This window comes from Actinokineospora sp., from assembly GCF_050699995.1.
Classification (GTDB): domain Bacteria; phylum Actinomycetota; class Actinomycetes; order Mycobacteriales; family Pseudonocardiaceae; genus Actinokineospora.
In genome coordinates this window covers 1-10,798 of record NZ_JBOHGC010000324.1, presented here as the reverse complement: position 1 = coordinate 10,798, position 10,798 = coordinate 1, and the positions used below count along the sequence as shown (strand labels likewise).

Genomic DNA, 10,798 nt, shown 5'->3' with positions numbered 1-10,798 from the left:
GTTCACTGGTTCGGGGATCGCAACCGCGACGCGGAGATGCCGAACACGACGGCGGTGTAGGCGAAACGGCTCACCCTCACCGAGGACGGATCGTCGGACACCGCGCCGGTCCAGGGCAGCCCCACCCTGCTGACCCGCATGGTGGAGAACGTCATCGGCAACGCGATCGTCCACAACCAGGAGGGCGGCTGGATCCGGGTCGAGACGGCGAACGCCGCCGGGTCAGTGGAGCTCACCGTGGAGACGGGCGGGGCCGTTCTGGATCAGGAACACGTCGACCGGCTCGGGCAGCCGTTCCAGCGGCTTGTCGCCGACCGGACCGGGTCCGACGACGGCAGCGGCCTCGGGCTCTCGATCGTCGCCGCCGTCGTGGACGCGCATGGCGGCCGCCTGCGGCTGCACGCGCGACCGGAAGGCGGGCTGCGGGTCGCGATCTCGCTTCCCCAGGGGGTCGCGAAGTGAGGGTCTTGGTGGTGGAGGACGCGCGCACGCTCGCCGATGTGCTGGCCGAGGGCCTGCGGGATCAGGGCATGGCGGTCGACCTCGCCCACAATGGGCTTGTCGCGGCCGAAAAACTCGACGTCAACACCTACGACGTCGTGGTCCTCGACCGCGACCTGCCCGGCGTCCACGGCGACACCCTCTGCGGACTGATCACCGAACGCGAAGACCGTGCCATGGTCCTGATGCTGACCGCGGCGGGCTCGCCCGGTGACCGGGTCAGCGGCCTCACCCTGGGCGCCGACGACTACCTCGCCAAGCCCTTCCACTTCCCCGAGCTCGTCCTGCGGATCCGGGCACTGGCCCGCCACAGGCCCGCGGCCCGCACCCGGACCGTGCGGGCGGCGGGCATCGAACCCGCTGCTGCGCACGGCCATCCGCGACGGTCGGCGGCTCGACCTCTCGGTCAAGGAATTCGCACTCATGGAAGCGCTTCTGCACGCCAGCCCGGCTTACCTGAGCACGGAGAGCCTGCTCGAACAGGTCTGGGATGAGAACACCGACCCGTTCACCAACACGGTCACGGTGACGATCGGCAGGCTCCGCCGCAAACTGGGTGGCCCGCCGGTCATCACCACGATGCCCGGCGTGGGCTACCGCGTCGCCGATCCGGCCTGACACCACCCGATCAGTCGGCCCGCGCGGCCTGAGGGGGCATCCGATCACCCCAAGCAGCACACCGCACCCGATACGGGTGAATCCAGGCGCTCCATCGACCACTCTGTCGGCGACTTGCGCGCAGGAGCGGGTGTGCCTCGGGCCGGGCGGCTGGTTGCGGGCCTGACGGAATTGTCACCCCACCGCGCCATCCTCGGCTGACGTCTCTGGGGAAGGACTGTGGATGAGCCTAACGCGGGCACCGCTGGACACCGACAACACGCGGGAGAAGCGCAGCGGCAAGGCGCGAACCCCGCTGCCGCAGCTGTCGACGGCGGCCTGGCACAGCCTGTCCGGGGACCTGACCCGCATCAGCCTGTGGCGGATGGCCCGGGCCCTGCCCGCGGCGCTGCGGCTGATCGCGGGCACGGCGTGGCGGGTCAACCCCGGCGCGGTGCTGCTGGGGGTGATGGCGCACGTGGTGTCCGGGCTGGTGGCGGGGATCGGCCTGCTGGCGTTGACCCGGGTGCTGACCGCGCTGTTGACCGCGGGACCGACCCCGGACCGGGTGCTCGACGCGGTGCCCGCGCTGCTGGCGCTCGCCGCCGCCTACGCGCTGCGCGGCTTGGCCGACACGACCATCTCGGCGGTGACCGCCCGGCTGCGTCCCCGGGTGCGCCGCCGGGTCGAGAACGACCTCGCCACGGCGATCTCCCGGGTCGAGCTGCTCACCTTCGAGCAGTCCGAGTTCCACGACGACCTGGAACGGGCCCGCTACGCCGGTGTCGACGCGGTCGACAGCTCGATCAACCAGGGCAGCGTGCTGCTCGGGTCGCTGATCTCGCTCGCCGCGACCGCCGCCACCGTGGCACTGCTGCACCCGTCGCTGCTGCCGGTGCTGGTGCTCTCGGTAATCCCCGAGGCGTGGTCGACCCTGCGGTCCGCCCGCCTGGAATACGAGTTCATGGCGCAGTGGATCGAGACCCGCCGCCGGTTGTCCGTGTACCTCGACCTGCTGGTGGACAAGCACTCCGCGGCCGAACTCCGCGCGTTCGCCGCGCAGGAGCAGCTGCTGGCCGAGCACGACCGCTCGGCCAAGGCCATGCAGGACGGACACCTGCGGCTCGCGGACAGACAGACCCGGATCACCCTCGGCGGCCGCACGCTGACCGGCGTCGGCATCGCGATGGCCTACCTGATGCTTGGGTGGCTGCTCTACACCGGCGGCGTCGCCCTGGCGGTCGCGGGCGCCGCGGTGGTGGCCATCCGCACCGTGCGCTCCTCACTGACCCAGGCGGTGCTGGCGACCAACCGGTTGTTCGAGAAGTCCCTGTACATCAACGACTTCCGCGCCTTCCTCACCGCCGCCGCGTCGAACACCCGCCCGCCGGGGATGGACGCCCCCGCCGACCCGGCCGTGATCGAGATCCGCGGGCTCGGTTTCACCTACCCCGGCAAGGAAACGCCCGCACTGTCCGAAGTGGACCTGACGATCGGCCGTGGGCAGGTGGTCGCCCTGGTCGGCGAGAACGGATCCGGCAAGTCCACCCTGGCGAAACTGCTGGCCGGGCTGTACCTGCCCACCACCGGCACCATCACGTGGGACGGGCTCGACCTCACCGACCTCGAGCCGGAGACCCTGCCCATCGCGGTGGTCATGCAGGAGCCCACCCGCTGGCCCCTCACCGCACGGCACGCGGTCACCCTCAGCCGCCCCGACCGCGACGACCCCGACGAACAGGTGTTGGGCCGCGTCGCCCGAGATTCCCGCGCCGACAGCGTCGTCGAGACCCTCACCGACGGCTGGGACTCCCTGCTCACCACCAGATTCCGCGACGGCCACGACCTGTCCGGCGGCCAATGGCAGCGCATGGCCGTCGCCCGCGCCCTCTACCGCGACGCCCGCGTCCTGATTTGCGACGAACCCACCGCCGCCCTCGACGCCCGCGCCGAAGCGGCGGTCTATGAATCCCTGCGAACACTGCAATCCGGCCGAACCGTGGTACTGATCACCCACCGCCTCGCCTCGGTCCGCCACGCCGACCTCATCGTGGTGCTCCACGAGGGCCGCGTGGTCGAAACCGGCACCCACCAATCCCTCCACGCCACCGGCGGCCGCTACGCCGAACTCTACGACTTACAAGCCCGCTCCTACCGCGACGACGACCCACTCAGCACACAGGTCGCCGGTTGAAGTCGCGGGAGAATCCGGCGTGCGGCCGACAACGCCCGCGTCACACCTCAGGGTTTCGCCACCCACCCACGCGACATCACCCACGCCGCCACGCCTACCGGCCGCCGCACCCTTCGCGCACCCATATTCCGGTGTCCCGGTCCAGCACCTACGGAAGATCGCCGGTCACGGCTCGCCGGCGACCACAGAGGTACTTGCACCCCGACCGCCAATCGGCCACCGATGCGGGCGTGCTGTTGTCAAAGCACCTGCACGCGCCTCGTGGTCCCCGGCTCCGGGCTGTGTGACCCAGTGGTCCCAAATGGTCCCCAAGGCACTCAGGAAACGATCTTGGACATGATCGTTTCCAAGCATGACGAAAGCCCCCTGACCTGGGAGAATATCCAGATCAGGGGGCTTTCACACGACCGTCGGGCTGACAGGATTTGAACCTGCGACCCCTTGACCCCCAGTCAAGTGCGCTACCAAACTGCGCCACAGCCCGGCCACATCCGCTCTCGCGGGTGCTGGGCAAGACTAGCGCACCGGCCGTGCCGGGATCTAATCGGGGGCGGCCGACTGGAGCCCTCTAGTGGATCTTGGGTCGGGCGACGGTCGCCTCCGGCGCGGCAAATGGGAATGAATGTAGTCGCCCTCACATTGCCCAATACTCGCCGGAAACGGTAGTGCGCGGCAATTCAACGGAATCGCACATAGGCCCGAAGGGCGCCGTGAGATTTCGTCAACAGCAGTTAACGACTTCGCGTTGGAGCCACACCCGCAGACGGAAACTCGCTGGTAGAGCACAGTTCCGCGAGTATTTGTTGCCTGCGGGTGAACCCCGGAACCGGCCGTGTGAACAGTTTGAGCTTGTCGCATTCAAACGTCGGTAAAGGCAAAAGGCGGCCATAGACTGACGCCACCGACTATTGGTCGTTCAGCACATACCTGGGGACTCATGACCGAGCGTAGACGTGGTTCTGTTCGTGGCAGGCTGACCCAGATGTTGGCCGTGTCGCTGACCATCGTGCTCAGCCTGATCGGCTACGCGATGACCGCCGAGGTGCGCAGCTACCGGGCGGTCACCGCGGCGGTCGAGTCGGTGTCGCTTGCCCTGGGGGTGCAAGGAGTTGTCCACCAGTTGCAGCGCGAGCGGGGGCTGACCCTCGGGTTGTTGGGGGGCGACAGCCGGTTCGCCGATGGGGTCGCTCAGCAGCGGCGCCAGACCGACAGTGCGGTGGCTGCCCTGCGCGGGGAGCTTGAGCGTGGGGTGCCGCAAGGTGGGGAGGAACTCTCCGCCGCTCTGCGCGGGCTGGACAAATTGGTGACCGTTCGGGCCGGGGCCGACGCGCGGACTGGGAAGCGGGCGGAGACGTTCGACTTCTACACCTCGGCGATCGCCGGGCTCAACGACGTGGCGCTGACCTCTGAGGACACCGCCGATCCGGGGCTGCGCCGCGGTTTGGCCGCGTTGCGGACCTTGGGGAACGTGAAGGAATCGGTGGGACGGGAACGCGGTTTCCTCAGCGGTGTGTTCGCCGCGGGCTGGTTCACCGGGGACGAGTACGTCCGGTTCACCGAGATCCGCGCGACCAAGTTGGCCGCGGCGGCCGAGTTCGAGCGGTTGGCGACCGGCGGGCAGAAGGACGCCTTCGCCGCCGCGCAGCGCACCCAGGCCGGGCAGCAGGCCGCGCGGTTGGAGCAGGTGGCTTTGCTGGGGGCCGCGGGCAGACTGCCCGAGAACGTCGACCCGATGGTGTGGTTCGAGTCGATCACCACGGTGATCGACGACCTGCGCGACGTGCAGACCTCCGTCGGCGACGACATCACCGCGCGCGCCAAGGTGTTGCACCGCGACGCCGAGACCGAGGTCATCATCGCCATCCTGGTGGCGTTCCTGGCCGTGGTCGTGTTGGTGTGGCTGGTGATGAGGGGCATCCGCTCGATCACCCTGCCCCTCGCGAAGCTGGCGAAGGACGCCGACACCGTCGCCTCCACGGGCCTGCCCGCCGCCATCGCCGCCGTGCAGGCCGGGCACACCGGCACCCACGACGAACCCGTCCGGGTCGATGCCGAGGCCTGCAGCGAGATCGTCGCGCTGGCGCAGTCGATCGACCGGGTCCGCACGTCGGCGATGACGTTGGCCGGTGAGCAGGCGCTGCTGCGGCACAACGCCCGTCAGTCGCTCGCGAATCTGGGGCACCGCAACCAGAATCTGCTCCGCAGGCAGATCAGCGCGATCAGCGAGTTCGAGCAGACCGAGTTGGACCCGGACGCCCTGGGCAAGCTGTTCCTGCTCGACCACCTGGCGACCCGGATGCGGCGCAACGCCGAGAGTCTGCTGGTCCTGGTCGGTGAGACCAGCCCACGCCGGTCCGGAACCCCGCTTCCGGTGGTGGACGTCATCCGCGCCGCACTGTCCGAAGTGGAGGAGTACAACCGGGTCGAGCTGCGCGGCGTCGACCCGGTGTTCATCTCCGGCTCGGTGGTCACCGAGGTGGCGCACCTGCTCGCCGAGCTGATCGAGAACGGCCTGTCGTTCTCCCCACCCGACCGCGCGGTCGAAATCCAGGGCAGGCGCACGAAAAACGGTTACCTGCTGGTGGTCACCGACTACGGCATCGGCATGTCCGCCGAGCAGCTCGACGCGGCGAACGCCAAGTTCCGCGGCACCGACTCGTTCCTCGTGGCACCCACGAAGTTCCTGGGCCACTACGTGATCGGCATGCTCGCGGCCACTTTGGACATCGGCGTCCGGCTCGGCGAATCACCCACTTCCGGTGTGAGCGCCCGAGTCCTGCTCCCGGCGAAGCTGCTGACCGAGCCGCCCGTCGAGCAGCGCCCCGTGATCGTGCGCCCCCGCCCGTCCAAGGCCCTCGACGACGTGCCGCCCGGCAGCGGACGCACCCGTAACGGGTTGGCCAAGCGAACCCGCAGGCCCGCCCCCGAACCGGTCCGCCCCACCGCTGTCGAGACCACGGGCGGCCGCTCCCCCGACGACGTCCGCTCGATGCTGTCGTCGTTCCGCAACGGCCACCAGCGCGGCACCAGCCGCACGAGCGAACAGGACACCGTATGACTGTCGCCACGACGAATCCGCAGACCTTCGGTTGGCTGCTGGCCACCTTCGTCCGCAACACCCACGGCGTGCTCGACGCCATCGCGGTGTCCGCCGACGGCCTGTTGCTGGCCCTGTCCCCCGGTCTGGACCGCGCCGACGGCGACCACCTCGCCGCCGTCGTCTCCGGGCTCTCCAGCCTCAGTCGCAGCGCCTCACACCGCTATGACCTCGGCGGCCTGAAGCTGATGATGATCGAGATGAACCGCGGCTTCCTGCTCGTCTCGGCCATCTCCGGCGGCTGCTGCCTCGGTGTCTTCGCGGGCGACGACGCCGACATCGGGGTCATCGGCTACGAGATCGCCCTGCTGGCCGAGCGGTTCGGCGGCGCGCTCAGCCCCGCGCTGATCAGCGAGTTGCGGGAGGTGCTCCCACGATGACCAGACACGCGCTGCCCGACGACGGCCCGTTCATCCGGCCATTCCTTGTCACCGCGGGCCGCACCCGCCCGGTCCAGCCGACGCTGCGGGTCGACGCGCTGATCAGCACGCTGCCCGCCGCCGGGTCCGCCCGGCTGACTTTCGAGGCCAAGCGGGTCGCCGACCTGTGCCGCAGCCCGAAGTCGGTCGCCGAGGTCGCGACCGCGATCGGCGTGCCGCTCGGCGTCGCCCGCGTCCTGATCGCGGACCTGGTGGCGGCCGGGCTGGTGGCCTGCGGACCGGCGCCCGAGCTGGATCTTCCCGCGCTGGAAAGGATTCGCGAGCTTGTTCATGCGCTCTGACCGCGGCCCGTCGTCGGTGAAGATCGTCATCGGCGGCGGGTTCGGCGTGGGCAAGACGACGCTCATCGGCGCGATCTCGGAGATCGAGCCGCTCGCGACCGACGCGGTGATGACCCAGGCGTCGGTCGGGGTGGACGACGCGGCGGGGCTGCCGGACAAGACGACCACCACGGTGGCGTTCGACTTCGGCCGGATCACCCTCGACCCGCGCCTGGTGCTCTACCTGTTCGGCACGCCCGGCCAGGAGCGGTTCTCGTTCCTGTGGGACGACCTGTCCGAGGGCGCGCTGGGCGCCGTGGTGCTCGCCGACACGCGCCGGATCGAGGACTGTTTCCCGGCCCTGGACTACTTCGAGTCCCGCGGCACCCCGCTCGTGCTGGCCGTCAACCGGTTCGACGACGGCAGGCGCTTCGACCTCGGCGAGGTCCGGGAGGCACTCGACCTGACTGACGACGTCCCGATCGTGTCGTGCGATGCCCGGTCGCGCGCGTCGGTAAAGCAGGTGCTCGGCGCGGTCGTCGAGGTGGCCATCGGGCAGCGGGCGCGCGCTATTTAAGGTGAGTGCGACGACAGGAGGCTCGCCGTGCCGATCGCCGACCTTGGTGACCGCAAGCTGCAGTACATCCGCCGCGGGCAGGGCTCTCCGCTGCTGCTGATCCAGGGAATGGCCGGTCACCACGCCATCTGGGGTGAGCCGTTCCTGTCGCTGCTCGAACAGGACTACGACCTCGTCGCCTTCGACCACCGCGGCATCGGCCAGAGCGACCGGGCCGACGAACCGTTCACCGTGGCCGAGATGGCCGACGACGCGGCGAAGCTGATGGCCGCCGTCGGCTGGGCCGACGCGCGTGTGCTGGGCATCTCGATGGGCGGCATGGTCGCCCAGGAACTCGCCGTCCGGCATCCCGACCGGCTGCGCACGCTGACCCTGGGCTGCACCTACGCCGGTCCCGGCGGCTCCCTGGAGGGGCCGGGTCCGCTACGCATGGTGGAGGCGATGAACACCGGGGATGTCGCCACGATCCTGCGCGCGGGCTACGAGGCGAACCTGTCCCCCGCGTTCCGGGCCGACGAGTCCCGGTTCAAACAGTTCACCGACGTGTCGCTGTCGGTGCGTGTCCCGTCGCCGGTGATCTGATGCAGCTGCAGGCGATCCTGCGGCACGACGCCGTGGCGGGCTTGCGGAATCTCGACGTGCCCACCCTCGTCGCGCATGGCACCGAGGACGAGATGATCGTGCAGGCGAATGGGCAGCACCTGGCGAGCCTGGTGCCCGACGCCCGCCTCGAGACGATGGACGGGGTCGGGCACCTGTTCTGGTGGGAACAGCCCGAACGCAGCGCGAAGCTTGTCCGCGCGCACGCGCGCTAGCTACTTGCGCGCCTTCTTCTCGCGCACCCGCACGGAGATCCGGACCGGGCTGCCGGTGAAGCCGAACGTCTCGCGGAACTTGCGCTCGACGAAACGTCGGTAGCCCGCCTCAAGGAAGCCGCTGGTGAACAGCACGATTGTCGGCGGCCGGGTCGACGCCTGGGTGGCGAAGAGGATCTTGGGCTGCTTGCCGCCGCGCACGGGCGGCGGGGTGGCGGCGACGAGGTCGGACAGCCACGAGTTGAGCTGCCCGGTCGAGACGCGCTGGTCCCAGGAGTTCAACGCCGTGCGCAGCGCCGGGGCGAGCTTGCGGACGGAGCGGCCGGTCAGCGCCGAGACGTTGACCTTCTCCGCCCACGGCACGCGGACCAGGCCGCGCTCAAGCTCGCGGACCATCGCGTGGCGGCGGTCCTCGTCGACCAGGTCCCACTTGTTGAAGGCGAGCACACACGCGCGACCCGACTCGACGACCATCGTCAGCACCCGCAGGTCCTGCTCGGCAATCGGCTCGCTGGCGTCGAGAAGGACGATGGCGACCTCGGCGGACTCGATGGCCGCCTTGGTGCGCAGCGACGCGTAGTACTCGGTGCCGCTGGCGAAGTTGACCCGCTTGCGCAGGCCCGCGGTGTCGACGAACCGCCACAGCTGGCCGTCGAGTTCGACGATGGAGTCGACCGGGTCGACGGTGGTGCCCGCGACCGAGTCGACGACCGCGCGGTTCTCGCCGGTGAGCCGGTTGAGCAGGCTGGACTTGCCCACGTTGGGCTTGCCGACCAGCGCGACGCGGCGGGGGCCGCCCTGCACGCCGAAGGTGTCCTTGGGCGACTCGGGCAGCGCGGCGAGGATCGCGTCGAGCAGGTCGCCGGAGTTGCGCCCGTGCAGGGCGCTGACCGGGAACGGCTCGCCGAGGCCGAGCGACCACAGCGACGCGGTGTCGGCGATCAGCCGGTCGTCGTCGACCTTGTTGGCGACCAGGATGACCGGCACCTTCGAGCGGCGCAGGACCTTGGACACGGCCTCGTCGGTCGCGGTGGCGCCGACGGTGGCGTCGACGACCACGACGACGGCGTCGGAGTGGGTCATCGCGTACTCGGCCTGCGCGGCGACAGCGCCCGCGAGGCCGTCGGCGCTGGGCTCCCAGCCGCCGGTGTCGAGCACGGTGAACTTGCGGCCGTTCCACAGCGCGTCGTAGGCGACGCGGTCGCGGGTGACGCCAGGGGTGTCCTGCACGACCGCCTCACGACGGCCGAGGATGCGGTTGACCAGCGTGGACTTGCCCACGTTCGGGCGCCCGACGACGGCGAGCACCGGCTTCGGGGTGGCCTCGCCCTCGTCGTCGGCGAACTCGTCGCCGATCGAGTCCCATTCGGACTCGTCGGACCAGGTGCCATCGAGCTCTGTCATTGATTCCGCTTCCGCTGTTCGTCAAGTTCGTCAACCAGGCCGGCGAGCCGGACCCGGATCTGTTCGGTGGCCTCGATGAGGCCCGTGCGCCCGCGGCCGACCGCCAGGTCGAACGGCTCGCCCACCATCATGTCGACCCTGGGGCGAAACCGCCGCCGGGCGCCTTCCGGCCTGCGGGTGCCGCGGGTCGCCACCGGCAGCACGGTCGCGCCGGTCGAGCGGACCAGCCAGGCCGCGCCCTGCTCGGCGACCGCGACGTTGCCCTCGCCTCGGGTGCCTTCGGGGAAGACGCCGACCAGGCCGCCGCCGTTGAGGACGTCGACCGCGGTCAGGAGCGGGGTCCGGTCGGGCTCGCCGCGCTTGACGGGGACCTGCCCGATCGCGCGGAGACCCCGTCCCGCGATACCGCGGAACATCTCCTGCTTAACCAGGAACACCGAACGGCGCGGCAGCATTCCGAAGATGAGCTGCGGTTCGAGCATGGAGCTGTGGTTCGCGACCAGCACGACGGGTCCCGTGCGCGGGACCCGCTCGATTCCGTGCACGCGGATGCGGAACGCGGGGCGGAAACCCCAGCGTCCGATCATCCGGCCGACGTCGTGCAGCCAGGGCAGTGCCCCCGCGGGCAGATCTGTGGTCATCGACCCGCCGGTTGCACGGAGGTGCCGCTCAGCCCGCGGTCATGGACCAGGTCGAGCAGGTGCGAGACCACGCCGTCGATGTCGAGTTCGGTGGTGTCGACCTCGACCGCGTCGTCGGCCTGCTTGAGCGGCGACGCCGCCCGGGTCGAGTCGAGCCGGTCGCGGCGCTCCACGTCGGCCTTGACGGCGTCGGCGGTGGCCGTGCGGCCCGCGGCGCTGTCCTGGCGGGTGCGCCGCGCGGCGCGCGCGTCCGCGGACGCGGTGAGGTAGAC

At 70.2% G+C, this 10,798-nt stretch carries 12 protein-coding genes, 1 tRNA gene and 1 pseudogene; 9 read left to right on the top strand and 5 right to left on the bottom strand.

The annotated features are described in order from the left end of the window. Positions 1-2: 2 nt before the first annotated feature. The gene (locus ACRDSQ_RS16175) at positions 3-140 is read right to left on the bottom strand and encodes a hypothetical protein (protein WP_431422067.1); all 138 of its coding nucleotides are present in this window, start codon (positions 138-140) and stop codon (positions 3-5) included. On the opposite strand from ACRDSQ_RS16175, the gene ACRDSQ_RS16170 reads away from it, so the two are divergent. The 3 genes and pseudogenes from ACRDSQ_RS16170 to ACRDSQ_RS16160 all read left to right on the top strand — a co-directional run bounded on the left by ACRDSQ_RS16170 (position 139) and on the right by ACRDSQ_RS16160 (position 3,292). After that, positions 139-462 (top strand): sensor histidine kinase, encoded by a 324-nt coding sequence (locus ACRDSQ_RS16170; RefSeq protein WP_431422065.1) that lies wholly within the window; start codon positions 139-141, stop codon positions 460-462. The two genes, ACRDSQ_RS16175 and ACRDSQ_RS16170, sit on opposite strands and share 2 nt — an antisense overlap. Beyond that, positions 459-1,119 (top strand): annotated as a pseudogene (locus ACRDSQ_RS16165) (response regulator transcription factor). The gene ACRDSQ_RS16170 and the pseudogene ACRDSQ_RS16165 overlap by 4 nt, the downstream one beginning before the upstream one ends. Positions 1,120-1,342: 223 nt before the next feature. Beyond that, positions 1,343-3,292, top strand: a complete 1,950-nt coding sequence (locus ACRDSQ_RS16160; protein WP_431422063.1) for an ABC transporter ATP-binding protein — start codon at positions 1,343-1,345, stop codon at positions 3,290-3,292. Positions 3,293-3,702: 410 nt separating this feature from the next. Here ACRDSQ_RS16160 and ACRDSQ_RS16155 read toward each other — a convergent pair. Beyond that, positions 3,703-3,776 (bottom strand) — tRNA-Pro (locus tag ACRDSQ_RS16155). Between the two features lie 453 nt (positions 3,777-4,229). Here ACRDSQ_RS16155 and ACRDSQ_RS16150 point away from each other — a divergent pair. From ACRDSQ_RS16150 to ACRDSQ_RS16125, 6 genes are read left to right on the top strand one after another with little or no spacing between them, the layout of a single operon-like run. Continuing rightward, positions 4,230-6,350, top strand: coding sequence for a sensor histidine kinase (locus tag ACRDSQ_RS16150; protein ID WP_431422061.1), 2,121 nt, complete (start codon positions 4,230-4,232; stop codon positions 6,348-6,350). Next, on the top strand, positions 6,347-6,769 hold the full coding sequence (locus tag ACRDSQ_RS16145) for a roadblock/LC7 domain-containing protein (protein WP_431422059.1): 423 nt from the start codon (positions 6,347-6,349) through the stop codon (positions 6,767-6,769). Before ACRDSQ_RS16150 ends, ACRDSQ_RS16145 begins: the two co-directional genes overlap by 4 nt. Further along, on the top strand, positions 6,766-7,110 hold the full coding sequence (locus ACRDSQ_RS16140) for a DUF742 domain-containing protein (protein WP_431422057.1): 345 nt from the start codon (positions 6,766-6,768) through the stop codon (positions 7,108-7,110). Before ACRDSQ_RS16145 ends, ACRDSQ_RS16140 begins: the two co-directional genes overlap by 4 nt. Beyond that, the gene (locus tag ACRDSQ_RS16135; protein ID WP_431422055.1) at positions 7,100-7,666 is read left to right on the top strand and encodes a GTP-binding protein; all 567 of its coding nucleotides are present in this window, start codon (positions 7,100-7,102) and stop codon (positions 7,664-7,666) included. The genes ACRDSQ_RS16140 and ACRDSQ_RS16135 overlap by 11 nt, the downstream gene beginning before the upstream one ends. A gap of 27 nt (positions 7,667-7,693) precedes the next feature. Further along, on the top strand, positions 7,694-8,248 hold the full coding sequence (locus ACRDSQ_RS16130) for an alpha/beta fold hydrolase (RefSeq protein ID WP_431422053.1): 555 nt from the start codon (positions 7,694-7,696) through the stop codon (positions 8,246-8,248). Next, entirely contained in the window at positions 8,248-8,481 is a 234-nt protein-coding gene (locus tag ACRDSQ_RS16125) for an alpha/beta fold hydrolase (RefSeq protein WP_431422051.1), read from the top strand. Before ACRDSQ_RS16130 ends, ACRDSQ_RS16125 begins: the two co-directional genes overlap by 1 nt. Here the strand turns inward: ACRDSQ_RS16125 and der are convergent, their stop codons facing one another. The 3 genes from der to ACRDSQ_RS16110 form a co-directional block, all read right to left on the bottom strand. Further along, a complete protein-coding gene (gene der / locus ACRDSQ_RS16120) occupies positions 8,482-9,885 on the bottom strand; it encodes a ribosome biogenesis GTPase Der (RefSeq protein ID WP_431422050.1) in 1,404 nt (467 codons plus the stop codon). Beyond that, complete coding sequence (locus tag ACRDSQ_RS16115) at positions 9,882-10,526, bottom strand: lysophospholipid acyltransferase family protein (protein ID WP_431422048.1); 645 nt, start codon at positions 10,524-10,526, stop codon at positions 9,882-9,884. The genes der and ACRDSQ_RS16115 overlap by 4 nt, the downstream gene beginning before the upstream one ends. Next, positions 10,523-10,798, bottom strand: a 276-nt coding sequence (locus tag ACRDSQ_RS16110) for a (d)CMP kinase (RefSeq protein WP_431422046.1), incomplete at its 5' end; no start/stop codon positions are given. The genes ACRDSQ_RS16110 and ACRDSQ_RS16115, both read right to left, overlap by 4 nt.

Excerpts from the sequence above, each read along its gene's own strand:
- ACRDSQ_RS16170 (WP_431422065.1), top strand. The coding sequence starts at position 139 with ATGGTGGAGAACGTCATCGGCAACGCGATCGTCCACAACCAGGAGGGC.
- ACRDSQ_RS16175 (WP_431422067.1), bottom strand. The coding sequence starts at position 140 with ATGCGGGTCAGCAGGGTGGGGCTGCCCTGGACCGGCGCGGTGTCCGAC.
- ACRDSQ_RS16160 (WP_431422063.1), top strand. The coding sequence starts at position 1,343 with ATGAGCCTAACGCGGGCACCGCTGGACACCGACAACACGCGGGAGAAG.
- ACRDSQ_RS16150 (WP_431422061.1), top strand. The coding sequence starts at position 4,230 with ATGACCGAGCGTAGACGTGGTTCTGTTCGTGGCAGGCTGACCCAGATG.
- ACRDSQ_RS16145 (WP_431422059.1), top strand. The coding sequence starts at position 6,347 with ATGACTGTCGCCACGACGAATCCGCAGACCTTCGGTTGGCTGCTGGCC.
- ACRDSQ_RS16140 (WP_431422057.1), top strand. The coding sequence starts at position 6,766 with ATGACCAGACACGCGCTGCCCGACGACGGCCCGTTCATCCGGCCATTC.
- ACRDSQ_RS16135 (WP_431422055.1), top strand. The coding sequence starts at position 7,100 with ATGCGCTCTGACCGCGGCCCGTCGTCGGTGAAGATCGTCATCGGCGGC.
- ACRDSQ_RS16125 (WP_431422051.1), top strand. The coding sequence starts at position 8,248 with ATGCAGCTGCAGGCGATCCTGCGGCACGACGCCGTGGCGGGCTTGCGG.
- der (WP_431422050.1), bottom strand. The coding sequence starts at position 9,885 with ATGACAGAGCTCGATGGCACCTGGTCCGACGAGTCCGAATGGGACTCG.
- ACRDSQ_RS16115 (WP_431422048.1), bottom strand. The coding sequence starts at position 10,526 with ATGACCACAGATCTGCCCGCGGGGGCACTGCCCTGGCTGCACGACGTC.